This window comes from Streptomyces sp. NPDC093018, assembly GCF_040684035.1.
In the GTDB taxonomy this organism is placed as follows: domain Bacteria; phylum Actinomycetota; class Actinomycetes; order Streptomycetales; family Streptomycetaceae; genus Streptomyces; species Streptomyces murinus.
On record NZ_JBFBFF010000004.1, the window covers coordinates 465878 to 490726 of the forward strand.

The 24849-nt window shown below is 71.5% G+C and carries 21 protein-coding genes; 10 read left to right on the forward strand and 11 right to left on the reverse strand.

All coding sequences use genetic code 11. From position 1 onward, the window contains the following. The first annotated feature begins 41 nt into the window (after positions 1-41). From AB0N90_RS12695 to AB0N90_RS12705, 3 genes are read left to right on the forward strand one after another with little or no spacing between them, the layout of a single operon-like run. Entirely contained in the window at positions 42-2276 is a 2235-nt protein-coding gene (locus AB0N90_RS12695; RefSeq protein WP_365195531.1) for a LuxR C-terminal-related transcriptional regulator, read from the forward strand. 37 nt (positions 2277-2313) lie between these two features. Beyond that, on the forward strand, positions 2314-3063 hold the full coding sequence (gene recO / locus AB0N90_RS12700) for a DNA repair protein RecO (protein ID WP_365195534.1): 750 nt from the start codon (positions 2314-2316) through the stop codon (positions 3061-3063). A gap of 50 nt (positions 3064-3113) precedes the next feature. Then, on the forward strand, positions 3114-3944 hold the full coding sequence (locus AB0N90_RS12705) for an isoprenyl transferase (RefSeq protein WP_093681303.1): 831 nt from the start codon (positions 3114-3116) through the stop codon (positions 3942-3944). 13 nt (positions 3945-3957) lie between these two features. Here AB0N90_RS12705 and AB0N90_RS12710 read toward each other — a convergent pair whose 3' ends face one another. The 4 genes from AB0N90_RS12710 to AB0N90_RS12725 form a co-directional block, all read right to left on the reverse strand. Beyond that, on the reverse strand, positions 3958-4374 hold the full coding sequence (locus AB0N90_RS12710; RefSeq protein WP_136101344.1) for a transcriptional repressor: 417 nt from the start codon (positions 4372-4374) through the stop codon (positions 3958-3960). 61 nt (positions 4375-4435) lie between these two features. Next, on the reverse strand, positions 4436-5338 hold the full coding sequence (locus AB0N90_RS12715; protein ID WP_365195538.1) for a metal ABC transporter permease: 903 nt from the start codon (positions 5336-5338) through the stop codon (positions 4436-4438). Next, positions 5338-6114 (reverse strand): metal ABC transporter ATP-binding protein, encoded by a 777-nt coding sequence (locus AB0N90_RS12720; RefSeq protein ID WP_365195541.1) that lies wholly within the window; start codon positions 6112-6114, stop codon positions 5338-5340. Before AB0N90_RS12720 ends, AB0N90_RS12715 begins: the two co-directional genes overlap by 1 nt. Before the next feature lie 11 nt (positions 6115-6125). Then, complete coding sequence (locus tag AB0N90_RS12725; RefSeq protein WP_085564644.1) at positions 6126-7085, reverse strand: metal ABC transporter substrate-binding protein; 960 nt, start codon at positions 7083-7085, stop codon at positions 6126-6128. Positions 7086-7246: 161 nt separating this feature from the next. On the opposite strand from AB0N90_RS12725, the gene AB0N90_RS12730 reads away from it, so the two are divergent. Then, on the forward strand, positions 7247-8629 hold the full coding sequence (locus AB0N90_RS12730; RefSeq protein WP_037655153.1) for a glycine--tRNA ligase: 1383 nt from the start codon (positions 7247-7249) through the stop codon (positions 8627-8629). Positions 8630-8726: 97 nt separating this feature from the next. On the opposite strand, the gene AB0N90_RS12735 is transcribed toward AB0N90_RS12730, so the two are convergent. After that, positions 8727-9773: a chitinase gene (locus AB0N90_RS12735; protein WP_365195545.1), complete on the reverse strand. Its 1047-nt coding sequence runs from the start codon at positions 9771-9773 to the stop codon at positions 8727-8729. 184 nt (positions 9774-9957) lie between these two features. Between AB0N90_RS12735 and AB0N90_RS12740 the strand changes: the two genes are divergently transcribed. Together AB0N90_RS12740 and AB0N90_RS12745 are read left to right on the forward strand one after the other, a co-directional pair. Next, positions 9958-10974, forward strand: coding sequence for an aldo/keto reductase (locus AB0N90_RS12740; RefSeq protein WP_365195547.1), 1017 nt, complete (start codon positions 9958-9960; stop codon positions 10972-10974). Positions 10975-10999: 25 nt separating this feature from the next. Beyond that, positions 11000-11587, forward strand: coding sequence for a TetR family transcriptional regulator (locus AB0N90_RS12745; RefSeq protein WP_365195550.1), 588 nt, complete (start codon positions 11000-11002; stop codon positions 11585-11587). A 15-nt stretch (positions 11588-11602) separates the two neighbouring features. Here the strand turns inward: AB0N90_RS12745 and AB0N90_RS12750 are convergent, their stop codons facing one another. Next, positions 11603-12121, reverse strand: a complete 519-nt coding sequence (locus tag AB0N90_RS12750; protein WP_365195553.1) for a hypothetical protein — start codon at positions 12119-12121, stop codon at positions 11603-11605. 160 nt (positions 12122-12281) lie between these two features. Further along, complete coding sequence (locus AB0N90_RS12755; protein ID WP_365195556.1) at positions 12282-13712, reverse strand: MFS transporter; 1431 nt, start codon at positions 13710-13712, stop codon at positions 12282-12284. Positions 13713-13814: 102 nt separating this feature from the next. On the opposite strand from AB0N90_RS12755, the gene AB0N90_RS12760 reads away from it, so the two are divergent. Then, on the forward strand, positions 13815-14711 hold the full coding sequence (locus AB0N90_RS12760) for a helix-turn-helix transcriptional regulator (RefSeq protein ID WP_365195559.1): 897 nt from the start codon (positions 13815-13817) through the stop codon (positions 14709-14711). Between the two features lie 135 nt (positions 14712-14846). Then, positions 14847-16217, forward strand: coding sequence for a S53 family peptidase (locus AB0N90_RS12765; protein ID WP_361667890.1), 1371 nt, complete (start codon positions 14847-14849; stop codon positions 16215-16217). Positions 16218-16289: 72 nt separating this feature from the next. Here the strand turns inward: AB0N90_RS12765 and AB0N90_RS12770 are convergent, their stop codons facing one another. Then, positions 16290-17741 carry an MFS transporter gene (locus AB0N90_RS12770; RefSeq protein ID WP_365195563.1) on the reverse strand — a complete coding sequence of 484 codons (1452 nt, stop codon included), beginning with the start codon at positions 17739-17741 and terminating at the stop codon, positions 16290-16292. Positions 17742-17895: 154 nt separating this feature from the next. Here AB0N90_RS12770 and dusB point away from each other — a divergent pair, with 154 nt between their 5' ends. After that, a complete protein-coding gene (gene dusB, locus AB0N90_RS12775) occupies positions 17896-19026 on the forward strand; it encodes a tRNA dihydrouridine synthase DusB (protein ID WP_358670614.1) in 1131 nt (376 codons plus the stop codon). Between the two features lie 164 nt (positions 19027-19190). Here the strand turns inward: dusB and AB0N90_RS12780 are convergent, their stop codons facing one another. The 3 genes from AB0N90_RS12780 to AB0N90_RS12790 form a co-directional block, all read right to left on the reverse strand. Further along, positions 19191-19529, reverse strand: coding sequence for a hypothetical protein (locus AB0N90_RS12780; protein WP_365195566.1), 339 nt, complete (start codon positions 19527-19529; stop codon positions 19191-19193). A gap of 125 nt (positions 19530-19654) precedes the next feature. Continuing rightward, complete coding sequence (locus tag AB0N90_RS12785; protein WP_365195568.1) at positions 19655-21595, reverse strand: glycogen debranching N-terminal domain-containing protein; 1941 nt, start codon at positions 21593-21595, stop codon at positions 19655-19657. Between the two features lie 147 nt (positions 21596-21742). Beyond that, positions 21743-23098 (reverse strand): hypothetical protein, encoded by a 1356-nt coding sequence (locus tag AB0N90_RS12790; protein ID WP_365195571.1) that lies wholly within the window; start codon positions 23096-23098, stop codon positions 21743-21745. Between the two features lie 134 nt (positions 23099-23232). Between AB0N90_RS12790 and AB0N90_RS12795 the strand changes: the two genes are divergently transcribed. Then, entirely contained in the window at positions 23233-24462 is a 1230-nt protein-coding gene (locus AB0N90_RS12795; RefSeq protein WP_365195574.1) for an ROK family protein, read from the forward strand. Positions 24463-24849: the final 387 nt, after the last annotated feature.

Here is a 24849-nt window from a genome sequence, read left to right on the forward strand (position 1 = left end):
AGGTTGTCGGCCTTGACTGCAAGATCATGTCCATGTCTGACATGCCTTCTCGTCTTTGCATGGTGACGCTCGGGGCGCGTGACGTACCGGGGCTGCGCCGGTTCTACCGGGCCCTGGGCTGGGCGGAGTTACCCGGCAGCGACGACGGCCGGGTGGGCTTCCTGCTCGCGGGGGTGCTGCTCGTGCTGCGCCCCGCGGCCGGGACGGACGGCGCCGCCGGGGGCGCCATGCTGACCTGCACCGTGACCGGGCCCCGCCAGGTGGACAGCGCGTGCGTGGCCGCGACGGCCGCCGGCGCCACCGTGCTGGCCGAGCCGGCGGACCACCCCGAGGGCGGCCGGTCGGCGTGCGTCGCCGACCCCGAGGGCAACCGCTGGGAGATCGCGTGGGCGCCGCTCGCGCGCTGGCGTACCGAGGGCGGGCAGGCACCGCCCTCGGCTCCCGCAGCCCCCTCGGCTCCCGCAGCCCCCTCGGCTCCCGCTGCTCCCGCGCCGGACGAGCCGCACCGGGCCAGCGCCGAACTGCTGCACCACCATGGCGCGTCCGACGAGGTGGTCGCCGCACACCTGGTCGCGGCGGGCGGCAACGGACCCGGCTGGGCCGTCGAGACACTGCTGTGCGCCGCCCGCACCGCACGCCGCGAAGGACGGCCGGAACAGGCGGTGGACTTCCTGCGCCGGGCGCTCGCCGAACCGCTGCCGCCCGCCCGGCGCGGCGGCGTACTGACCGAACTCGGCAGCCTGGAAGTCACCTTGGGCCCCGCCGACCGCGCCCTCGGGGTACGGCACCTGGCCGAGTCGGTGCGCCTGGAGCAGTCCGATGTGAGCGTGTTCAAGGCGGCCAACGCCCTGGGCACCGCCCTCGCGGCCCGCGGCCAGACCTCGGTCGCGCTGGAGGTGATGGAGGAGCTGGCCGAACGGTTCACCGGCCATCCCGAACTCGCCTGGGCCGTCCAGGTCGCCGCCGCCCTGATCGCCTCGCACGACGGGCACAGCTGGCTGGAGACGGTGGACCGGCTGCGCCGGCTCGCCGCCACCACACCCGCGCGCCCGGCACCCGCCGTACGGGTGCTGCTCGCCGAATTCGACTCCACCAGCGGCCGGTTGTCCGCCGCCGAGGCCGCCGCCGTCGCCCGCGAGGTGACCGTGGAGCCACTGGACCCGTTCTCCCGGACGTACGTCCTGGCCTCCGCCGCCACCCTCGCCCAGTGGGCCGACGAACTCGCGCTCGCCGACCGCCTGGTCACCGAGGGCCTGACCGGACACCGCGGCCCGCTGGTCGACCCCGGCTACCAGAGTCTGCTCAGCGTGCACGCGGAGAGCCTGGTGATGCGCGGCCGCTACCGGGACCTGCTGGAGGCGTGCCACGGCTGGGGTGTCCTGGTCGGTCCGCCCGCCCGCCCCGCGCCCTCCGGCGTCGGCAACGCACATCTCGTGGCCCAGGCCGTCATCGCGCTCACCGAGACGGGCCGCGCCGCCGAGGCCCGCCGACTGGCCGACTCGGTCGCCGTCGACGGCTCCCACGGGTCCTGGGAATGGAACGAATTCCTGTACGCCCGAGGGCTGTTGAGCCTCGCCGAGGGTGACCCGGCCGGCGCCCTGGACGATCTCTCGGAGTGCGGTCGCGGACAGGTCGCCCGCCAGGTGACCAGCCCGGTCGTCACCCCCTGGCGCTCCGCTGCGGCCGACTGCCAGCTGCTCCTCGGCCGGCCCGCGGCGGCCGTCGCGCTCGCCACCGAGGAACTGGCGGCGGCCCGCCGCTGGGGCACCCCCCGGTGCGTCGGCCGGGCCCTGCGGGCCCTCGGCACCGCCACCGGCGGCCGGGCCGGGCTCGCCACCGTCGAACAGGCCGTCGCCCTGCTGCGCACCGCCGGCACCGACCCCGAGCTGATCGCCGCGCTCGCCGCCCACGGCCGGCTGCTCGCCGCCGCCGGACATCTCACCGCCGCCCGCGGCGCCCTGCGGGAGGCCGCCCGGCACGCCGAGCGGATCGGCGCCGGACGCTGGTGCGCGGTGGTCGCCGCACTGCTCGCCGCCGCCGGAGCCCGCCGGGCCACCGCCTCCCAGACCGGCGCGCCCGCCCTCACCGGCAGCGAACGGCGGATCTGCGCACTGGCCGCGCAGGGCCACTCCAACCCGGAGATCGCGGCCCTGCTGCATCTGGCGCTGCGCACCGTGGAGACCCATCTGACGAACAGCTTCCGCAAGCTCGGGGTGCGGCGGCGCACCGAACTCGCCGGGCGGCTCGCCGCCGAGCCCGCCGCACCGGACGGGTAGCGAAGGGCCGTCGGCCCCATGGGGGAGAATGGGGGGCATGAGTCTGTTCCGCGACGACGGCATCGTGCTGCGCACCCAGAAGCTGGGCGAGGCGGACCGGATCATCACCCTGCTCACCCGGGGCCACGGCCGGGTCCGGGCGGTGGCGCGGGGGGTGCGGCGCACCAAGTCGAAGTTCGGCGCCCGCCTCGAACCCTTCTCCCATGTGGATGTGCAGTTCTTCGCGCGCGGCAGCGAACTGATCGGCCGCGGGCTGCCGCTGTGCACCCAGAGTGAGACCATCGCGCCGTACGGTGGCGGAATCGTGACCGACTACGCGCGCTACACCGCCGGTACGGCCATGCTGGAGACCGCCGAGCGGTTCACCGACCATGAGGGCGAGCCGGCCGTACAGCAGTACCTGCTGCTGGTCGGCGCCCTGCGGACGCTGGCCCGGGGGGAGCACGCCCCGCATCTGGTGCTGGACGCGTTCCTGCTGCGCTCGCTCGCCGTCAACGGGTACGCGCCCAGCTTCGGCGACTGCGCGCGGTGCGGGATGCCGGGCCCCAACCGGTTCTTCTCCGTCGCCTCCGGCGGCTCCGTGTGCGTCGACTGCCGGGTGCCCGGCAGCGTCGTACCGTCCCCGGGGACCCTGGTACTGCTGGGCGCGCTGCTTACGGGAGACTGGGAGACCGCGGACGCCTGCGAGGCACGGTTCGTCCGCGAGGGCAGTGGGCTGGTCTCCGCCTATCTGCACTGGCATCTGGAACGCGGGCTGCGGTCGCTGCGGTACGTGGAAAAGTCCTAGCCGGGCCCTGAGAAGCCGGCCCGGAGAAGTCGTAGAGGGAGTCGGAGCACATGGTGGTACGCGGGATCCTGGGGCGCCAGCGGCGCGAGTACACGGCGCCGGAGCCGCACCCCTCCGGCGCCCGTCCGCCGAAGCTCCCCGGTGAGCTGGTCCCGAACCACGTGGCGATCGTCATGGACGGCAACGGGCGGTGGGCCAAGGAGCGGGGGCTGCCGCGGACCGAGGGGCACAAGGTCGGCGCCGAGCAGGTGCTCGATGTACTCCAGGGCGCGATCGAGATGGGTGTGGGCAACATCTCGCTGTACGCCTTCTCCACCGAGAACTGGAAGCGCTCGCCCGAGGAGGTGCGCTTCCTCATGAACTTCAACCGCGACTTCATCCGCAAGAGCCGCGACCAGCTGGACGGGCTGGGTGTGCGGGTGCGCTGGGCCGGGCGGATGCCCCGGCTGTGGAAGTCGGTCGCCAAGGAGCTGCAGGTCGCGCAGGAGCAGACCAAGGACAACGACAAGCTCACCCTGTACTTCTGCATGAACTACGGCGGCCGGGCCGAACTCGCCGACGCGGCCAAGGCGTTGGCGGAGGATGTACGGGCCGGGCGGCTGGATCCGTCGAAGGTGTCCGAGAAGACGATCCAGAAGTATCTGTACTACCCGGACATGCCGGACGTCGACATGTTCCTGCGGCCCAGCGGCGAGCAGCGGACGTCCAACTACCTGCTCTGGCAGAGCGCTTACGCCGAGCTGGTCTTCCAGGACGTGCTGTGGCCGGACTTCGACCGGCGCGACCTGTGGCGGGCGTGTCTGGAATTCGCCTCCCGCGACCGGCGGTTCGGCGGCGCGATCCCGAACGAGGAGCTGCTGGCGATGGAGGGCGACGGCTGAGCCGCCTCCCCCCTCAGTTGTTCCGCGTGGCGCACTCCGCGCAGGTGCCGAAGATCTCCACGGTGTGCGCCACGTTCACATACCCGTGCTCCGCGGCGATCGCCTCCGCCCACTTCTCCACCGCCGGGCCCTCCACCTCGACCGCCTTGCCGCAGCCGCGGCAGACGAGATGGTGGTGGTGCTCGCCGGTGGAGCAGCGGCGGTAGACGGACTCGCCCTCGGACGTACGCAGCACGTCGACCTCGCCGGCGTCGGCGAGGGACTGGAGCGTGCGGTAGACGGTGGTGAGCCCGACGGAGTCGCCCTTGTGCTTGAGCATGTCGTGGAGCTCCTGCGCGCTGCGGAACTCGTCGACCTCGTCCAGCGCGGCCGCCACTGCTGCCCGCTGACGGGTCGCGCGGCCCTTCACGGGCGGTCCAGCGGTCGTCACTGCTGCCTCCTCACGTCTCACCCCTGACCCGGGCCATTGTGCCAGCCCGGCGCCCCGGAGGTCAGGCGTTGATCTCCTCTCCCGTGCCGCGCGCGGCCGGAATCAGGCACTCCGCCGGATCTCCGCCGGGCCCCGCCGCCGTGGCGGCGCGGGCGCGTCGGCGGGCCAGCGGGGCCGCCAGCCCGGTCAGGACGACGAACGCGGCGATGGTGAGCAGGACGATCGTCGCGCCGGGCGGGACGTCCTGGTAGAACGACGCGATCGTGCCGCTGACGGTCACCGTGATGCCGAGCGCCACCGCGATCGCGAACGTCATGGCGAAGCTCCGGGTGAGCTGCTGGGCCGCCGCCACCGGCACCACCATCAGCGCGGAGACCAGCAGCAGCCCGACGACGCGCATGGCGACCGTCACCGTCACCGCCGCCGTGACCGCCGTCAGCAGGTTCAGGGCGCGCACCGGCAGCCCGGTGACCCGCGCGAACTCCTCGTCCTGGCTGACCGCGAACAGCTGGCGGCGCAGGCCGAGGGTGACCAGCACCACGAACGCGGCCAGCAGGCAGATCGCGTTGACGTCGGAGGGGGAGACCGTGGACAGGGAGCCGAAGAGGTAGGTCGTCAGGTTGGCGTTGGAGCCCGTCGGCGCCATGTTGATGAACATCACGCCGCCCGCCATGCCGCCGTAGAAGAGCATGGCCAGCGCGATGTCGCCGCGCGTCCTGCCGTACCAGCGGATCAGCTCCATCAGGAGGGCGCCGAGCACGGAGACCGCCGTCGCCATCCAGACCGGGGAGGTGGACAGCAGAAAGCCGAGGCCGACGCCGGTCATGGCGACATGTCCGATGCCGTCGCCCATCAGGGCCTGGCGGCGCTGGACCAGGTAGATGCCGATGGCGGGGGCGGTGATGCCGACCAGGACGGCGGCGAGCAGGGCCCGCTGCATGAAGGCGTAGTTGAGGAAGTCCATCAGCTCAGCAGTCCCGTCCGGATCGGTTCGGCGCCCGCGGGTGCGTGCGGGTGTACGTGGTCGTGACCCGGCAGCGCATGCTGGCCGACGGCTCTCGGGGGCGGGCCGTCGTGCAGGACGCAGCCGTCGCGCAGGACGACCGCGCGGTCGATCAGCGGTTCCAGGGGGCCCAGTTCATGCAGCACGAGCAGGACCGTCGTACCGGCCTCCACCTGGGTCTTCAGCGTCCGGGCCAGGATCTCCTGGCTGGCCAGGTCGACGCCGGCCATCGGCTCGTCCATGATCAGCAGTTCGGGGCGGGCGACGAGCGCGCGGGCGATCAGCACCCGCTGGTGCTGGCCCCCGGACAGGGCGTTCACCGAGTCCTTGGCGCGGTCCGCCATACCGACCCGCTCCAGGGCCTCGCGCACGGCGTCCCGGTCGTCCCTGCGGAAGGGGCCGAAGCGGGTGCGGGCGAGGCGGCCGGAGGAGACGATCTCGGTGACCGTCGCCGGTACGCCGCCCGCGGCCGTGGTGCGCTGCGGTACGTAGCCCACGCGGGCCCAGTCGCGGAAGGCCCGCCGGGGGGTGCCGAACAGCTCGATGGTGCCGTCGGCGAGGGGGACCTGGCCGATGATCGTACGGATCGCGGTGGACTTGCCGGAGCCGTTGGCGCCGAGGAGGGCGACGACCTCGCCGCGCGCGACGGTCAGGTCGATGCCGCGCAGCACCGGGCGGCCGCCGAGGTCGGCGCGCACGCCGCGCAGGGATATGACGGGTTCGCCGTGGGTCTCCATGCTGACTCCTGTCACTTGGTGCCCAGCGCCTTCTGGAGCGCCTTGAGGTTGGCGTTCTGGACGGAGAAGTAGTCCTTGCCGCGGGACTTGCCCGTGATCCCCTCGATCGGGTCGAGGACGTCGGTCTTCAGGTTCGCGTCGTGCGCGATGGTCTTCGCGGTCTTGTCGCTGACGAGCGTCTCGTAGAAGACGGTCGAGACATGGTCGGCCTTCGCCATCCGCTCCAGGTCCCGCACGCGCGCGGCGCTCGGCTCCGAGTCGGGGTCGAGGCCGTTGATCGCCTCCTCGGTGAGCCCGTAGCGCTCGGCGAGGTAGCCGAAGGCGGCGTGCGTGGTGATGAAGACCTTGGACTCGGTGTGCGCGAGACCGGTGCGGAACCGCTGGTCCAGGTCGCCGAGCTGCTTGACCAGGGCCGCGGTGTTCTTCTTGTAGTCGGCCGCGTGCTTGGGGTCGGCCTTCTCCAGGGCCGTGCCGACGCCCTTGGCGACCTGGGCGTAGCGCACCGGGTCCAGCCAGATGTGCGGGTCCTCGCCCGCGGAGTCCTCGCCCTTGCTGGTGTCGTGCTCGGCCGCGTGCCCGCCGACCTCGTTGCCGTGCGCCTCCATGGCGACCAGGGAGGCGGCGTCGACCTTCGTCTTCACCGAGGACTGCGCGACCGCGGCGTCCACGGAGGGCTGGAGGTTCTTGAGGTAGAGGACGGCGTCGGCGTCGTCGATCGCGGCGATCTGCTTGGGGCTGATCTCCAGGTCGTGCGGCTCCTGGCCGGGCGTGGTGAGACTGGTGACATGGACGTGGTCGCCGCCGATCCGCTCGGCGAGGAAGGACATCGGATAGAAGGACGCGATGACGTCGAGCCTGCCGTCACCGGTCGCCGCCGTGCTGCTCCCGGAGCAGCCGGAGAGAGTGCCCAGGCCGAGGGCGGTGACGGCGGTCAGGGCGGCGGCGGGTATGAGGCGTCCACGTATGTTCATGACAGTCATTTTCAACAAAAATGGAAACCGTTGTCAACAAGCCCTCTGAGGTGCCCGTATACCGGGGCCGATTTGGTCGTGGGGGAGCCTGCGCCGGTAACCTGAAGCATTCGCTGGAAGCATCTCGCTTCAACGCCCGTCGTCGTAATGAAGAGAGCACCGTGGCCGCCGACAAGATCGACACCATCGTCAGCCTGAGCAAGCGCCGTGGCTTCGTTTTCCCCTGCAGTGAGATCTACGGCGGTCAGCGTGCCGCCTGGGACTACGGACCGCTGGGTGTCGAGCTCAAGGAGAACATCAAGCGCCAGTGGTGGCGCTACATGGTGACGTCCCGCGAGGACGTGGTCGGTATCGACTCGTCCGTCATCCTGGCCCCCGAGGTCTGGGTCGCGTCCGGCCACGTCGCCACCTTCACGGACCCGCTGACCGAGTGCACCGCGTGCCACAAGCGGTTCCGTGCCGACCACCTCGAAGAGTCCTACGAGGAGAAGAAGGGCCACGCCCCGGCGAACGGCCTGGCCGACATCAACTGCCCGAACTGCGGCAACAAGGGCCAGTTCACCGAGCCCAAGCAGTTCTCCGGCCTGCTCTCCACGCACCTCGGCCCGACCCAGGACTCCGGTTCGGTCGCCTATCTGCGCCCCGAGACCGCCCAGGGCATCTTCACCAACTTCGCCCAGGTGCAGACCACCTCGCGCCGCAAGCCGCCGTTCGGCATCGCCCAGATGGGCAAGTCGTTCCGCAACGAGATCACGCCGGGCAACTTCATCTTCCGCACCCGCGAGTTCGAGCAGATGGAGATGGAGTTCTTCGTCAAGCCCGGCGAGGACGAGCAGTGGCAGGAATACTGGATGGAGCAGCGCTGGAACTGGTACACGGGCCTCGGCCTGCGCACCGAGAACATGCGCTGGTACGAGCACCCGAAGGAGAAGCTCTCCCACTACTCGAAGCGGACCGCGGACATCGAGTACCGCTTCCAGTTCGGTGGCAGTGAGTGGGGCGAGCTGGAGGGTGTCGCCAACCGCACGGACTACGACCTCGGCGCGCACGCCAAGGCCTCCGGCCAGGACCTCTCCTACTTCGACCAGGAGGCCGGGGAGCGCTGGACGCCGTACGTCATCGAGCCGGCGGCGGGTGTCGGCCGCACCATGCTGGCCTTCCTGCTCGACGCGTACGTCGAGGACGAGGCGCCCAACGCCAAGGGCAAGATGGAGAAGCGCACGGTGCTGCGCCTCGACCACCGGCTCGCCCCGGTGAAGGTGGCCGTGCTGCCGCTGTCCCGCAACCCGGAGCTGTCGCCGAAGGCCAAGGGCCTCGCGCAGGCGCTGCGGCAGAACTGGAACATCGACTTCGACGACGCGGGCGCCATCGGCCGCCGCTACCGCCGTCAGGACGAGATCGGTACGCCGTTCTGTGTGACCGTCGACTTCGACACCCTTGAGGACAACGCGGTCACCGTGCGCGAGCGCGACACGATGAAGCAGGAGCGGGTCTCCCTCGACCAGATCGAGGGCTACCTGGCGCAGCGCCTCATCGGCGCGTAGGTGCTCCGCCGGGGGGCGCCGCCGACGGATGGTCGTCCGTCAGCGGCGCCCCCCTGGCTTGTCGCGCGGTTCCCCGCGCCCCTTCGGGGCGCTTTGCTCAACGTCCTTGCAGCGCCTTGACGTTGTCGCCGAAGGTCCAGTTCTTCGAGCCGTCCCAGTTGAGGGACCAGTCCATCAGGCCCTTGAGCGATGTGCCGTAGTGCCCCCAGGACTGGGAGACCAGGGACGGGGACATGTAGCCGCCGCCCGCGCCGGGCTGCGCGGGCAGCCCCGGGACCTGCTTGTCGTAGGGGACCTTGACGGTCGTGCCCTGCACCACCAGGCCCTTGTTCAGGCAGTCGGTCTGGGCGGTGAAGCCCGCCACCGTGCCGGCCTCGTAGGAGTCGCCGGAGCAGCCGTACATGCTGCCGTTGTAGTACTGCATGTTCAGCCACCACAGACGGCCGTTGTCCGCGTACTTCTTGATGACCGGCAGATACGCGCCCCAGATCGAGCCGTAGGTGATGCTGCCCCCGGTGACGTACGCCGTCTCCGGGGCCATCGTCAGCCCGAAGCCGGCCGGCATCTGCGCGAGGATGCCGTCGATGATGCGGATCAAGTTGGCCTGGGACGTGGACAGTTGGTTGATGTTCCCGCTGCCCGTCAGGCCGGTCTCGATGTCGATGTCGATGCCGTCGAAGTTGTACTGCTTCAGGATCGGTACGACGGTCGAGACGAACTTGTCCGCGACCGCCGTGGAGTTGAGGTCGATACCGGCCGTCGCACCCCCGATGGAGAGCAGGATCGTCTCGCCGGACGCCTTCGCCGCGCACATCTCCGCGGGCGTGGGCACCTTCACCCCGGTGTCCATGCCGTCCTCCCACAGTGCCGTGCCGTCGGAACGGATCACCGGGAAGGCCGCGTTGATGACGTTGTAACCGTGCGCGGGGATACGGGAGTCGGTGATCGGGGTCCAGCCGAAGGGCGGATGGACCCCGTTGGCGGCGCCGTCCCAGTTCTCCCAGTAGCCCTGGAGCACCTTGCCCGCCGGGCGGGACTTCACCGCGCAGGTGTCGGCGGCCGAGGCGGGATGCGCGGCGGGGAGCTGGGTGAGAGCGGCGGTCGTGAGGGCGGCGGCGAGCAGGGGCAGCGTGCGGCGGAGCATGGGGCCTCCCGGGTCATGTCCTGGCATGTCCTGTACATGACGGTGCTCTGGTCCAGACCATTCGTCAATAGGTCTGGACCAAAGAGAGGTACGGGGAGGGGGTCGCGAGGGGGCGCGAAAGGGGGCGGGTGACTGACAGATGACAAATATTGAAATCTGTCAGCTGTCATGCCATGCTGGATCCATGACGAAGACCCCGCACACCCGAAACCTCGGCACCACCGGCCCCCAGGTCTCCGCCCTCGGCCTCGGCTGCATGGGCATGTCCGCGCTGTACGGAGACGCCGACCGCGCCGAGTCCGTCGCGACCGTCCACGCCGCCCTGGAGGCGGGCGTGACCCTGCTGGACACCGGCGACTTCTACGCCATGGGGCACAACGAGATGCTGCTCGGCGAGGCCCTGCGCACCGCGCCCGCCGCGCTGCGCGAACAGGCCCTGGTCAGCGTGAAGTTCGGCGCCCTGCGCGACCCGGAGGGCAACTGGAGCGGCTACGACGGCCGGCCCGCCGCCGTGAAGAACTTCGCCGCCTACTCCCTCCAGCGCCTGGGCGTCGACCACATCGACGTCTACCGGATCGCCCGCCTCGACCCGGACGTCCCGATCGAGGAGACCGTCGGCGCCATCGCCGAACTGATCGAGAAGGGGTACGTCCGCCATGTCGGCCTCAGCGAGGTCGGCGCCGAGACGATCCGCCGGGCCGCCGCCACCGCGCCGGTCTCCGACCTCCAGATCGAGTACTCGCTGATCTCCCGGGGCATCGAGCGGGAGATCCTGCCCACCACCCGTGAGCTGGGCATCGGCATCACCGCGTACGGCGTGCTCTCCCGGGGCCTGATCTCCGGCCACTTCACCCGGGACCGGCAGCTCGCCGCCACCGACTTCCGGGCCCACTCGCCCCGCTTCCAGGGCGAGAACCTCCAGCACAACCTGAACCTGGTCGACGCGCTGCGCGAGATCGCCGAGCGCAAGGGTGCCACCGTGGCGCAGACCGCCATCGCCTGGGTGCTCTCCCGCGGCGAGGACATCGTGCCGCTGGTCGGCGCCCGCACCCGGGAGCGGCTGACCGAGTCGCTCGGCGCCCTCGATGTGACGCTGGACGCGGCCGACCTGGCGGCGATCGAGAAGGCCGTACCGGCGGACGCCGCGGCCGGTGACCGCTACCCGAGCGCGCAGATGGCACACCTCGACAGCGAGCGCTGATCCTGATGCCGGGTACGGTCTAGGCATGGCATCGACCAGCGAGATCCTGACCGCCGAGCGCATTCTGGCGGCGACCGAGGAAGTGCTGCGCCGGCACGGCCCGGCCAAGGCCACCGTGGTGGACGTGGCCCGCGCGCTCGGCGTCAGCCACGGCAGTGTCTACCGGCACTTCCGTACCAAGGCCGCGCTGCGCGAGGCGGTCACCAAGCGCTGGCTGGACCGGACCTCGCAGAAGCTCGCCGTGATCGCCGCCGCGAGCGAGCGGGACCCCGAGGCCCGGCTGCGGGACTGGCTCGCCGCGCTGTTCGAGGCCAAGCGGCACAAGGCGGGCGACGACCCGGAGCTGTTCGCCACGTACACCGTGCTGACGGACGAGAACGGCGTGGTCGTCGGCGAGCACATAGCCGAGCTGACCGCGCAGCTGACCGGGATCATCACGCAAGGGGCCGGGTCGGGCACCTTCTCGGTGCCCGACCCGGCCGCCGCGGCCCGAGCCGTCTTCCAGGCCACCGGCCGGTTCCACGATCCCTGTTATGCCAGGGAGTGGACCCAGCCCGGCGTCGGCGAGGAGTTCACGGCCGTCGTGGACCTGTTGGTGCGGGGTCTTCGCTGATGTCGGCAGGCGGCGTCAGCTGACCTTCACGCTGACCGGCGAGGACATGACCTTGCCGTCCTTCGTCACCACACGCACCGTCTCGTTGCCCTTGGCGGTGAACGCGCGGCGGATGGTGAAGGTGCCGTTCCGGTTGACGGCGGTCGTGGACCGCAGCGTGGTCCACTTGCCGTTCATCCGGTGCTGGAGGACCAGCACCGTGCCGGCCTTCACACCCTTGACGCGACCGGCGAAGGCCACGGCCTCGCCGTGCTTGACGGTCTTGTGGGAGGCCGCGACGGTGATGGAGCCCGCCGCGGTGGTCGCCGCCGCGGTCTTCGGCATCGCCTTCTTGGTCGCCGAGCGCGTCGGCATCGGTTTCGGCTTCATCGTCGCCGTGCGCGTGGGCATCGGCTTCTTGGTCGTGGTCACCTTCGGGCTGGGGGTGCTCGTGGCGGCGAAGGCTCCGGCCGTACCGCCGGAAAGCAGCGCCACGGACAGTACACCGGCGCCCAGAGCACGGCCGTAGCGGTGGTGGCGGAGTACGGAGGTCATGGTTCTCTCCTGTCGCTCGATCGTTCGCTCGATCGGACGTAACCCAGGCTGACCCGACTTCGCTCCGTCGGCCACTCGAAGCGCTGCGTAACCGGCGTTCGGGATCCATGAAAGTGCAGGTCAACGGCCTTGTACGGCAGTTTCCTGGACGCCGCGGACCTCAGCCCACCTTCCTCGGCAGCCGCAGCCCCAGCGCCCCCGTCAGCACGATCCCGCCCAGCTGCGCGAGCAGCGTGATGACCAGCGCCTCCCGCATGCCCACGTGCGGCACCAGCGTGAGGAACAGCGTGCCCAGCGTCGCCACCCCGAGCGCCAGCCCCGACTGCTGCGTGGTGACCAGCACCCCGCCGCCCACACCGGCGCGCGCCCCCGGTACCTCGGACAGCACCAGCCGCATCACATTGGGGAGTTGGAGCGCCTGCCCCGCACCGGCCACCGCCACCCCCGGCAGCAGCGCGGCGACACTCACCTGCGGCCAGTCCCGCCAGACGGCCGCCGCGATCAGCAGCACACCCACGCCCTGCACGAGGGACCCCGCCGGTATCACCCGGGTGCCGAACCGCCCCATCAGCCGCGGGCCGGCCAGCGACACGAACAGGAACACCACGGCCATCGGCGCGAGCGCCAGCCCCGCCGACACCGGGCCCAGATGCGCCCCCTGCTGGAGCGCCAGCGCGATCACGAACATGAACCCGCTGAAGCCGACCGAGAACGGCACGATCAGCACCAGCCCGCGCCGCAGCGAGGCGAGCCGCAGCAGGCTCGGCGGCACCAGGGGGGTGCGCCCCGCCCGGTCCGCCCGCCGCTCCACCAGCCAGAACCCGGCCGCCGCGAACGGGAACGCGGCCAGCGACAGCCAGGTCCACAGCGGCCAGCCCGCCGCCCGGCCCTCGGTGAGCGGCGCAAGCAGCGTCAGCAGGGACGCCGCGAGCAGCGCGGTGCCGGGGCCGTCGACGGGCTCCGGGTGCTGCGAGCGGGTCTCGGGTACGAGTCGTACGGCCAGCACCAGGCCCAGCGCGACCACCGGCACATTGACGAGGAACACCGCCCGCCAGCCGCTGCCGGCGATGTCGGCGGCGACCAGGACCCCGCCGAGCACCTGCCCGGCCACCATGGAAAGACCGGCCGTGGCGCCGTACAGGCTCATCGCCTTGGCGCGGCGCGCGCCCTCGGTGGCGGACTGGATGGTGGCGAGCACCTGCGGCAGCATCGCGGCGGCCGCGGCGCCCTGCGCCACCCGCGCGGCCACCAGGCTCCACGCGTCCGGCGCGAGCCCGCAGGCCAGCGAGGTCAGCCCGAAGGCCGCCATGCCGCCGAGGAACAGCCGGCGGCGTCCGAACAGGTCCCCGAGCCGGCCGCCGAGCACGAGCAGCACGGCGTAGGCGACGCCGTACCCCGCGACCACCAGCTCCAGCACGGCCTCGCCCGCGTGCAGATCGGAGCCCATGGTCGGCAGGGCGACATTGACGATGAAGAAGTCGACCAGCGGCAGCGCCGCGGCCAGCAGAACGGTGAACAGCCCGGGGCCGCCGAGCACGGGCGCTGCGGCGGCCGCCCGGCGGACGGCGTGGACGGTGACGGTCTCACTCATGACACCGAGCCTGCGCCGCGGCCCAGACGGGTACCAGAGTGTCCTCATCCTGGTACCAGGAGTACCTGGAAACAGGCTGACCGACGCGGCACCCTGGAGGGCATGGCCACCATGACGACCACCGCGACGGACCGGGGGAGCGCCGCGGGCGGCGCGGAGATCCGGCGGCACGAACTGGCCGCCTTCCTGCGCAGCCGGCGCGAGCGCATCGCCCCCGAGCAGGTCGGCCTGCCGCGCGGCCCCCGCCGCCGTACGCCGGGACTGCGCCGCGAGGAGGTGGCGCATCTGTCCGCCGTCGGCGTCACTTGGTACACGTGGCTTGAACAGGCGCGTGCCATCCAGGTCTCCGTACAGGTCCTGGACGCCCTCGCGCGCACCCTGCGGCTCGACGCCAGCGAGCGCGCCCATCTGTTCCAGCTGGCCGGTGCCAACGACCCGGCGCCGGGGGCCCGTTGCCCGAGCGTGACGCCCGCGCTGCGGGAGATGCTGGACCGGCTCGGGCCGATCCCCGCCGCCGTGCAGAACAGCCGGTACGACATCGTCGCCTACAACCGCACCTACGCCCTCCTCATGGGCGCCGATCTGGACGAGATCCCGCCCGAGGACCGCAACTGCGTCCTGCTCGCCTACACCGACCCGCACTGGCGGGCCGCGATCGTGCATCTGGAGGAGAGCCAGCGGCTGATGGCGGCCCGGCTGCGCGCGGCCCTCGCCGGTCACCTCGGCGAGCCCGCCTGGAAGATGCTGCTCAAACGCCTTGAGGAATCACCGGAGTTCCGGGAGAACTGGGAGCGCTACGAGGTGGTCGGGCACCGCTCCAAGACCAAGGAGTTCGTCAACCCCCAGGTGGGACTGCTGACGTTGGAGCACACCGATCTGTGGCTGGCCCCCGAACTGGGCGGCCGGATGGTGACGTACACGCCGAAGAACGAGGAGACGCGCGAGCGTCTGGAGCGGCTCCACCGGCTGGCGCAAGGGAGTCCGGCCCAGGGGAGCTGATCAGTCCGCCGGGTACGGGTGCGGTTTCGGTAAAAGATTCGAAATCTACAGTTCAACAGGGTTGTCCTGTGCATGACTCCCCCGATGGGATGCGCGAGACCACTTCGGTCGACACCAGACCTCTCAGGGGATTTCATGCACATATCCCGTACCGGGCGAGGCATCGCGGCCGCCACCACCGGGGCTGCCGCTCTCGTCGCCGCCGCGCTGGCGACCGCCGCCCCCGCGAGTGTCGCCACCGCGACCCCCGCGGCCGTGCCGCACACCTTCGCGGCTCCGGCCATCGCCGGGCACACCCTCGCCCACGACGTGGACAGCCCGATCTCCATCGCCCAGTGCCAGGCCAAGTGGCACATCAACTGCTACACCCCGCTCCAGTACCGCACCGCGTACAACCTCAACTCGCTGTACCGCAAGGGCATCACGGGCAAGGGGCGCACGATCGTCATCGTGGACTCGTTCGGCTCCCCGACGATCCAGCACGACCTCGACGTGTACAGCAAGCAGTTCGGCATGGCGAGCACCAAGGTCTCGGTCGTCAAGTGGGGCAAGGTGCCCCCCTTCGACCCGAAGAACAGCGACATGACGGGCTGGGCGGGCGAGACCACCCTGGACGTCGAGATGGCCCACGCCGCCGCGCCCGGCGCCAGGATCGTACTGGTCGAGACGGGGGTCGCGGAGACCGAGGGCGTCACCGGTCTGCCGGAGATGATGAGCGCCGAGAAGTCCCTGATCGACCACGGGGTCGGCGATGTCATCACACAGAGCTTCGACGCGACCGAGAACACCTTCCCTGGCGTCGACCAGGGCGACTCCTCCAGCATCCAGAAGCTGCGGTACGCGTTCAAGGACGCGGCCCGCAAGGGCGTGACCGTCCTCGCCTCCTCCGGTGACGACGGCCCCACCAACGGCACGCTGGACGACTCGGGCGACTACACCAAGCAGGTCAACTCCTGGCCCTCCGCCGACCCGTTGGTCACCTCCGTCGGCGGCACCCAGCTGCACCTGGACGACCAGGGCAACCGGATCAAGCCCGACAGCGTGTACAACGACTACGGCGCGGGCGGCGGCGGTGTCTCCCACGTGTTCTCCCGGCCGTCCTTCCAGAACGGCGTGAAGAAGATCGTCGGCAACCACCGCGGCACCCCGGACATCTCGATGTCCGCCGCCGTCAACGGCGGTGCCTGGGTCTACTCCAGCTACGACCCGACGGCCGTCGGCTGGGACGTCTACGGCGGCACCAGCGAGTCCAGCCCGCTCTTCTCGGGCATCGTCGCGCTCGCCGACCAGGTCGCCGGGCACCGCCTGGGCAATGTCAACGCCGCGCTCTACAGCCTCGCCAAGCACAAGGGCACCGGCATCGTGGACGTCAACGACGGCACGGACAACACCTACGGCGGAGTCACCGGCTACAAGGCCGTCGACGGCTACGACATGGCCACCGGCGTCGGCACCCTGGACGCGCCGAGCTTCGTGAAGTCGCTGGCGAAGGCCGCGCGCCGCTGAGCGGAGCACCGCACGAAAAAGAGCCGGCCCGGGTGTCGTACCCGGGCCGGCTCCTTCTTGATCCGTGCGCCGTCAGACGCGGCCGGGAGCGCCCACCGCCTGGCGGATCTCCGCGGTCTCCAGCCGCTCCGCCGCGTGCTCGGCCGTACGGCGGGCCCAGCGGCCGCTGGTGAGCAGGCCCAGGGCGAGCACCGCGAGACCGCAGACGGTGAGGATCCACCAGCCGGGCCGGGCGGCGTCCACGAAGGTGCTGCGGTACGACGACGAGCCGATGCCCGCGGCGAGGACCGCGCCGATCACCGCGACGCCCAGGGTCTGCCCCAGTTGCCGGCTGGTGGAGGCCACGGCGGCGGCGACCCCGGCCTGGGCGCGGGGCATGCCGGAGACCGCCGTGTTGGTGATCGGCGCGTTGACGAAGCCGAAGCCGATGCCGAACAGCACGTACCCGATGAACAGGGTGCTGTCCGAGGTCTCGGCCTCGAACAGCGCGAACATGAGGCCGCTGACCGTCATGGCCGTACCGGCGATCAGGAGCGGCAGCCGGGGGCCGCGGGTGCCGACCAGCCGGCCGGACAGCGGGGCGCACAGGAAGGTCGGCGCGGCCATGGGGAGCATCCACAGGCCCGCGTGCAGGGCGTCGAGGCCCCGGACGTTCTGGAGGTACAGCGTCGACATGAACAGGAAGCCGCCGAGCGCGGCGAACGCGCTGATCGCGATCACGGTCGCACCGCTGAACGGCGCGGAGCGGAAGAAGCGCAGGTCGATGAGGGGTTCGTCACGCCGGGGCTCGTACCGGAGCAGGGCGGCCAGGGCGGCGACGGCGATCACGAAGTACGGCGCGACCGAGGCGAGGCCGGAGTCGGGCGCCTGGATGATGCCGTACGTCAGCGCGCCGAACAGGGCGATGACCAGCACCTGGCCCACCGGGTCCGGGCGGCGGCCCTTGGGGGCGCGGGACTCCGGGACGAAGCGCAGGGTCAGCAGCAGGGCCGCGAGGCCGATCGGGAGGTTGACCCAGAAGATCGCGCGCCAGCTCACGGACTGCACCAGCAGGCCGCCGACCAGCGGGCCGAGCGCCATGGATATGCCGACCACCGCGCCCCAGACGCCGATGGCGCGGGCGCGCTCACGGGCGTCGGTGAAGGTGTTGGTGATGATCGACATGGCGACCGGGTTGAGCATCGAGCCGCCGATCGCCTGGACCATGCGGAAGACGACGAGCAGGGACAGGCTGGGGGCGAGCGAGCACAGCACCGAGCCGACGGTGAACACCACGAGTCCGGCCATGAAGACGCGCTTGCGGCCGATCCGGTCGGCGGTGGATCCGGCGAGCATCAGCAGCGAGGCCAGGACCAGGGTGTAGGCGTCGATGGTCCACTGCAGACCGGACGTGGTGGCGTGCAGATCGCGCTGCATCGAGGGCAGTGCCACATTCAGCACGGTGTTGTCGAGGCTCACGATCAGCAGGCTCATGCAGCAGATCGCGAGCACGAGCATGCGCCTGCGGGGACTCAACTCTGGCATGCGCGTCATCGTACGCCGACTTCGATAGTGCGTCTAACTAATGACTATTACACGGGATCCGGGCACCTCGGCCGGTGAGGGACAATGGTTCCTTGCCCCTTCCGTTGTACATCCGTCCGTACGTCCGCCCGTACATCCGTCCCGGAGCCGTCTGATGACCCACCCGCTCTCCATCGGCCCGCACACCGTGACCCCTCCCGTCGTGCTCGCACCCATGGCGGGGATCACGAACGCGCCCTTCCGCACGCTGTGCCGTGAGTTCAGCGGGGGCAAGGGGCTGTACGTCAGCGAGATGATCACGACCCGGGCACTGGTCGAGCGCAATGAGAAGACCATGCAGCTGATCAGGTTCGACGCGAGCGAGACACCGCGGTCGATCCAGCTGTACGGCGTCGACCCCGCGACCGTCGGAAAGGCCGTCCGCATGATCGCGGAGGAGGGCCTGGCCGATCACATCGACCTGAACTTCGGCTGCCCGGTCCCCAAGGTGACCCGCAAGGGCGGCGGCTCGGCGCTGCCGTACAAGCGGAACCTGCTGCGGGCGATCCTGCGCGAGGCGGTGTCCGGGGCGGGCGACCTGCCGGTGACGATGAAGATGCGCAAGGGCATCGACGACGACCACATCACCTACCTCGACGCCGGGCGGATCGCCGTCGAGGAGGGCGTCACGGCGATCGCGCTGCACGGCCGTACGGCGGCGCAGCACTACGGCGGCACCGCCGACTGGTCCGCGATCGCGCGGCTGAAGGAGCACGTGCCGGAGATCCCGGTGCTCGGCAACGGGGACATCTGGTCGGCGCAGGACGCGCTGCGGATGGTCCGGGAGACCGGGTGCGACGGTGTGGTCGTGGGCCGCGGCTGCCTGGGCCGCCCCTGGCTCTTCGCGGATCTCGTGGCCGCGTTCGAGGGCCGCGACGACTTCCACCGGCCCGCGCTGCGGGAGGTCGCCGACGTGATGGTCCGGCATGCCCGGCTGCTCGGCGAGTGGCTCGGCGACGAGTCCAAGGGCGTGATCGACTTCCGCAAGCATGTCGCCTGGTACCTGAAGGGCTTCGCGGTCGGCTCCGAGATGCGCAAGCGCCTCGCGATCACCTCCTCCCTGGCCGAACTGCGCGCGGGCCTGGACGAACTGGACCTCTCCCAGCCCTGGCCCACCGGCGCCGACGGCCCCCGCGGCCGCACCTCCGGCAACAACCGGGTCGTCCTCCCGGACGGCTGGCTGAAGGACCCGTACGACTGCGCGGGCGTGACGGAAGACGCGGAACTGGACACGTCGGGCGGCTGAACCGTCCCCGCCCACTCGCCTCGCCCACTCGCCACCCGAAACCGTCGGCTGGAGAGCTGAGCAGATTCAGCGGCCCATCACCGGACCCCAGCTGGAGGGCCTGGCTGCTGGACCGGCCGCGAAGCAGTCGGCCGGAGGCGCGGGTCCGGCTCCGGGAGCTCGGTTCAGACGTTCATGGCCTCGTCCAGCACCGCTCCGAGATCGCGCAGGGCCGACTCCGCGATGAGTGGGTCCTTGTGTTCCAGGTCGGCCCGGGCGTGGGCGTAGCGGGTGGAGAGGTCGGGGCGGCGGGCGATCTCGATGTCCCGGGCCCACAGCAGGACCCAGCTCTGCACGGGGCTGAGGGACTGCCACTGGACCGCCTTGGCGAAGGCCTCGTCCTTGCCGGCCTGCATCTCGGTCAGACGGCCGGGCGCGACGACGGCGAGCGCGGCACGGAGGGCGTCGGGAGTCGGCTCGGGACGGGGGATCAGCTCGTGCCCGTGGTCGGCCTGAGTGCTCATGGTGTCCTCCAGGGTGCGCCCTCAGGGTATCCGGCGCCGGGCATCGGCAGGGTACTCATGCGGGGCCTGATGACGCTTCGAACCCCGGTGCCCCGCGCGGTGCCCGGCACCTCCTCGATGCCCCTCTACGCTCCCCCCACCGCCGTCAGCAGCGCCAGCGGGGCCGCCGCGGAGCGGGATTCGCGGGTGCAGGCGTGGGGGTAGGGGACCGGTTCGGGGTGGGTGGTGCGGGGGTAGCCGGCCAGGACCTCAGGAAGGCGGTGGGCGGGGGCGAGGGACGCCGCGTCGACCAGCGCGTGCGCCACCGCTCGGGCCTCGTCGTGCAGGCCGTAGCGGGCCAGGCCCAGGGCGATCAGCGCGTTGTCATGGGGCCAGACGGAACCGCGGTGCGGGGAGAGGGGATGGTAGGCCCCCTGGCCGGCGGCCAGCGTGCGCACGCCCCAGCCGGAGAAGAAGTCGGGCTCCAGCAGCCGCCGCCCCACCACCTCGCCGTACTCCTTGTCCAGCAGACCGGTCCACAGCAGATGCCCCGCGTCGGAGGCCAGCGCGTCGATCCTGCGGCCCTCGCCGTCCAGGGCCAGCGCCGGGAAGGACGCCTCCCGCATCCAGAAGTCCCGCTGGAAGCGGTCGCGCAGATCGGCCGCCGCCTGCTCCAGCAGCGCCGCGTACGTCTCGTCGGCCCACACCGCCCGCGCCACCCACGCCGTCCGCCGCAGCGCGTCGTACGCATAGCCCTGCGCGCCCGCCGCCATCACCGGCCCGCTCGGCCGCGTACCGTCGGCACGGCAGATCGCGCCGGGCGAGTCCTTCCAGTTCTGGTTGGCCAGACCGCCCTCGTCGGCGCGGTAGACGAGATAGCCGCGCGAGGTCAGCCCGCCGTGGTCCAGCATCCAGCCGACCGCGGCCCGCGCGTGCCCCTCAAGGCGGCGGGCCGGCGCCAGATCACCGGTCTGCTCGGTGTACGCCCCGAGCAGCACGAGGAAGAGCGGGGTCGCGTCGACCGAGCCGTAGTACCGCGCGTACGGCACCTGCCCGAAGTGCGCCAGCTCCCCGTGCCGTACCTCGTGCACGATCTTCCCCGGCTCCGCGCCCCGCGCGCCCCCGGACCCGCCCGCCTGGGTCGCGGCCAGCGCGAGGAGCGTCGCGGCGGCCGGGCGGGGCCGGTAGGGAAGCGCGAACAGGGAGGTGAGCAGCGCGTCCCGGGCGAGCAGTGTCAGATACCAGGGCGCCCCACCGGCCGGCACCCGCAGCTCCTCGCCGTCCGGACCCGTCGCCGGGATCTGGAGCGCCGCCAGATCCGTGAGCCCCCGCGCACAGGCCGCCGCCAGCTCCGGCCAGCCGGTCGGGAAGGCCACGCCCTCCACGAACTCGGCCTCGGAGGCCGCGAGTTGGGCCGCCATGGCGGACGGGTCCCGGGGCACCCGCAGCGCCCGCCGGTCGCCGTGCGGCCGGGCCATCACCCGCAGGACCAGTTCCCGGGTGCCGCCCGGGGGCAGTTCCAGCGTCCACACCAGCCGGCGGGCGCCCGTACCCGTCTCCTCCACCGCCTCCGGCGCCGGATCGGCCGTGATCGTCGTACACGAACGCCATTCCGCGCGCCGGTAGGCGAACTCGATCCCGTCGTCCAGCACGATCCGCGAGCGCAGGGCACCCGCCTTGACGTACGTACGGTGATCGGGGCGCAGCTCGAACTGGTCGGCGAAGTCCGCGTCCGCGGTGATCGCCAGCCGGATCGTCGTCGGCACCGGGCGATTGCTCGTCACCCGGACCGTCTCCACGAACGAGCTGTCCCCGACCGCCTGTTCACGGAAGAGCGTGTGTGCGGGCGGCTCCGGACGCGCCCCGCGCGGTACGAGGACACAGCGCGCGGTGCCGCCGTCCGCGACCGGTGTGAGCACCTCGGGCACCGCGCCGTCCGCGGTGAGCTGCCAGCGGCTGAGATGCCGGGCGTCGCGCACGAACAACCCGTCCGGGGAGCCGCCGCCCCGGACCCCGCTGATGTCGCCCCGATCGCCCACGGCGGCGAACGTCGCGCCGTGCACGAGCAGATGATGCCGGTCGGTCATCCCCGGTCCCTTCCCTCGTCACTCCTCATCGAACGTGCCGGTGCCCGCCTTGGACACGCCTCGCGACGGGCGTTTGAGCTCTTCATGCAGGTCGCTTGAGACGCCCTTTAGCCGCCTGAGACGCCCTCCGTGCGCGGAAGTGGCCCGTCAGCCGGGCCGGTCGAGAAGCCTCTGGTGCAGATCGAGCGCGAGCGCCGCGGTCCAGCCGAAGCCCCTCGCGCCGCACGCCTCGCCCGTGAACGGATCGACGTACTCGGCGAATCCGGACGCCTCGGCCAGCGCCGGCAGGGCCGCCGCGAGCGCCTCGGCCGGCGCCCGCTCGCCGTGCAGCCGCAGCCCCCGCTCCACCAGCCAACTGGTGTTGAACCAGGCCGGACCCCGCCAGTAGCGGTGCGGATCGAACGCCTCGCCGAGCAGGTCGTAACTGGGTACGAGCCGGGTCGCGCCGCCGAGCCCGAAGTGCGGGCCGGTCAGGGTGCGCACCAGCGCGGTGACCAACTCGCCGGGGAGTGTGGGCAGAAGGAGCGGGATCAGGCCGGACACCCCGCGTTCGGGGATCAGTTCGCCGCCGCTCACGTCCCGGCACAGGAACATCCCGGACTCCGCGCTCCACAGCCGCTCCACCAGCGCCGACGTCAGCCGCTCGGCCCGCGCGTGCCGGGCGGCCGAACCGGCGCCCAACTCGGCCGCGATATGGGCGAGGGCGTGCTCGGAGGCGATCAGCAGCGCGTTGAAGGACGGGTCCTCCACCGCGAACTCCCCGTGGCCGTCCTCGTATCGGTGATCCCGGTACTCGACGGCCAGCCGTACATACCGCCCGTAGTCCAGATCCGTCGGCCGGTCCTCCGGCGCGCCGTGGTCCAGGTCGGCCCGGCGGAAGGAGCGGGCCGGCGCCGGGTCGATCCGCGCGAGCGGCGCGTCCCAGCAGGGGCTGTTGTCCATCCCCTGCTCCCAGGGGTGTACGACGGACACCAGACCGCCGCCGCCCAGGTCCCGGCGCCGCAGCAGATAGCGGTGCCAGGCCGCCAGCCTCGGGTAGACCCGGGCCAGGAAACCCCGGGCGTGCGAGAGTCCGGGGTCGGCGCGGTGCACCAGCCAGGCCGCCAGCGCGTGCACCGGTGGCTGCACGATGCCGGACGTCTGTACGGTGCGCGGGGCGCCCGCCGCGCGTCCGGCGGTGGTGGAGCGCCAGAAGTCGGGGCCGGGGAAGTAGGCGTCGAGGGGGACGGAGGGGTTGAAGACGATGTGCGGCACACGCCCGTCCGTCCACTGCGCGGCCAGCAGCGTCTCCAGCTCGGTCTGGGCGCGCAGCGGCGACAGATGCCGCAGCCCGATCGCGATGAACGCCGAGTCCCAGGACCACTGGTGCGGATACAGACTCCGGGAGGGGACCGTCGAGGCGCCCGTCCAGTTGGCGTCGAGCACCCGCGCGGCCCGTACCGGCAGGGCGTCCGGAGGCGCGTACGACAGTGCGTGGGCGGTGAGTTGGGCGGTGCGGTCCACTCGGAGCTCCCCCAAGACGACGACGTCCGGACGCACGGCCGACGAGGTTCGGCATCGGCCGCCGTAGAGTTACGTCTATTTAACACGCAAAACCCACTATGTAATGCACGCTTGGGAAACACAAGGGGGTGCGCATGATCGGACGTCCGGGGAGGAACGGGATGAACTCCAGGAGCGGCAGTCAGGCAGGCGCCGGGGATCTGCTCGAACTGGTGCGCAGCGGACGGGCGGTGACCAGGGGCGCGCTCCAGCAGGCGACCGGGCTGTCCCGGGCCACCGTCGGCCAGCGCCTGGACCGGCTGTTCCGGGCCGGCTGGCTGCGCGAGGGCGCCGGCGGGCCGGTCGACTCGCCGCTCGGCGGACGCCCCTCCATCACCCTGGAGTTCGACGGCGACCACGCGGTCGTCCTCGTCGCCGACCTCGACACCCGGCATGCGCGCGCCGCCGTGCTCTCCCTGACCGGCGAGATCCTGGCCGAGCACTCCGGCACCCTGGTGATCGAGGAGGGCCCGGACCCGGTGCTCGCCGAACTCGGGCGCTGGTTCGGCGAGTTGCTGGAGAAGGCCGGACAGCGGCCGGGAGAGGTGTGCGGCATCGGGCTCGCGGTCCCGGGCCCGGTGGACAGCGCGACCGGCCGGGTGGTGCAGCCCCCGATGATGCCCGGCTGGGACGGCTACGACATAACGGGCCGCCTCTCCCGCGCCCTCACCGAACACACCGGGGCGCCGCCGGTGCCGGTCCTGGTGGACAACGACGCCAATCTCATGGCGTACGGCGAACAGCGCGCCGGGCACCCGGACTGCGCGGCCTTCGTCCTGGTCAAGGTGTCCACCGGCATAGGCGCGGGCGTCGTGGTCGACGGCTCCATATACCGGGGGATCGACGGCGGCGCGGGCGACATCGGGCACATAAGGGTGGGCGCGGACGCGCTGTGCCGGTGCGGTTCGTACGGCTGTCTCGCCGCCGTCGCCAGCGGTGGCGCGGTGGCCCGGCGCCTTGCGGCCTCCGGGGTGCCGGCCGCCTCCGGCTCGGACGTACGGGACCTGCTGGCAGCGGGGCACCCGGAGGCGGCGGCGCTGGCCCGGGAGGCGGGGCGCCGGGTCGGGGACGTCCTGGCCACCGTCGTCACGCTGCTCAATCCGGGCGTGCTGATGATCGCCGGAGATCTGGCCGGAACACCCTTCCTCACCGGCGTACGGGAGCTGCTCTATCAGCGGGCGCTGCCGCGCTCCACGGCGCACCTGGACGTGGTCACCTCCCGGCTGGGGGAGCGGGCCGCGCTCATCGGAGCGGGGGCGTTGGTGGTGGAACACCTGTATGCGCCGGAGCGGGTGGAGGAGCGGCTGCGGGCGCTGGGGGTGTGACGGTGCGCCGGAGCGGGGTCCGGACGGGTCCGGGACGGGTCCGGATGGTGAAATCACGGGCTCTGTGACAGCGTGATTCTCGCCACCCCTGATAAGGGTTGCGCTCATATGAGCGTTTGGGAGGTGGCTGCACTTCTCCAAAGGGTGGCACTGGGTGCCACCCTTTGATCATTCATCGATCGAACTCAGGCGTGGCATGTGACGCTCATGTGAGCGATAAACCCACTCATTCGATGGGTTTGCCTTCAAGAAGTGAACGAATGGTCGCGTGTCGCCTTGCCAAGCTTTGACTTTCGATCCGCTGGCGGACGGGTGGTTACATGCACATGACCCGCAAGTGGACGTACCCATGTGCCTTCGATCTGGGTATGTTCCTGGCCATCAGGG

Bases quoted from the DNA above. Each gene is read 5' to 3' on its own strand.
- AB0N90_RS12695 (WP_365195531.1), top strand. From the start codon at position 42: ATGCCTTCTCGTCTTTGCATGGTGACGCTCGGGGCGCGTGACGTACCG.
- recO (WP_365195534.1), top strand. From the start codon at position 2,314: ATGAGTCTGTTCCGCGACGACGGCATCGTGCTGCGCACCCAGAAGCTG.
- AB0N90_RS12705 (WP_093681303.1), top strand. From the start codon at position 3,114: ATGGTGGTACGCGGGATCCTGGGGCGCCAGCGGCGCGAGTACACGGCG.
- AB0N90_RS12715 (WP_365195538.1), bottom strand. From the start codon at position 5,338: ATGGACTTCCTCAACTACGCCTTCATGCAGCGGGCCCTGCTCGCCGCC.
- AB0N90_RS12720 (WP_365195541.1), bottom strand. From the start codon at position 6,114: ATGGAGACCCACGGCGAACCCGTCATATCCCTGCGCGGCGTGCGCGCC.
- AB0N90_RS12725 (WP_085564644.1), bottom strand. From the start codon at position 7,085: ATGAACATACGTGGACGCCTCATACCCGCCGCCGCCCTGACCGCCGTC.
- AB0N90_RS12735 (WP_365195545.1), bottom strand. From the start codon at position 9,773: ATGCTCCGCCGCACGCTGCCCCTGCTCGCCGCCGCCCTCACGACCGCC.
- AB0N90_RS12740 (WP_365195547.1), top strand. From the start codon at position 9,958: ATGACGAAGACCCCGCACACCCGAAACCTCGGCACCACCGGCCCCCAG.
- AB0N90_RS12745 (WP_365195550.1), top strand. From the start codon at position 11,000: ATGGCATCGACCAGCGAGATCCTGACCGCCGAGCGCATTCTGGCGGCG.
- AB0N90_RS12750 (WP_365195553.1), bottom strand. From the start codon at position 12,121: ATGACCTCCGTACTCCGCCACCACCGCTACGGCCGTGCTCTGGGCGCC.
- AB0N90_RS12755 (WP_365195556.1), bottom strand. From the start codon at position 13,712: ATGAGTGAGACCGTCACCGTCCACGCCGTCCGCCGGGCGGCCGCCGCA.
- AB0N90_RS12760 (WP_365195559.1), top strand. From the start codon at position 13,815: ATGGCCACCATGACGACCACCGCGACGGACCGGGGGAGCGCCGCGGGC.
- AB0N90_RS12765 (WP_361667890.1), top strand. From the start codon at position 14,847: ATGCACATATCCCGTACCGGGCGAGGCATCGCGGCCGCCACCACCGGG.
- AB0N90_RS12770 (WP_365195563.1), bottom strand. From the start codon at position 17,741: ATGCCAGAGTTGAGTCCCCGCAGGCGCATGCTCGTGCTCGCGATCTGC.
- dusB (WP_358670614.1), top strand. From the start codon at position 17,896: ATGACCCACCCGCTCTCCATCGGCCCGCACACCGTGACCCCTCCCGTC.
- AB0N90_RS12780 (WP_365195566.1), bottom strand. From the start codon at position 19,529: ATGAGCACTCAGGCCGACCACGGGCACGAGCTGATCCCCCGTCCCGAG.
- AB0N90_RS12785 (WP_365195568.1), bottom strand. From the start codon at position 21,595: ATGACCGACCGGCATCATCTGCTCGTGCACGGCGCGACGTTCGCCGCC.
- AB0N90_RS12795 (WP_365195574.1), top strand. From the start codon at position 23,233: ATGATCGGACGTCCGGGGAGGAACGGGATGAACTCCAGGAGCGGCAGT.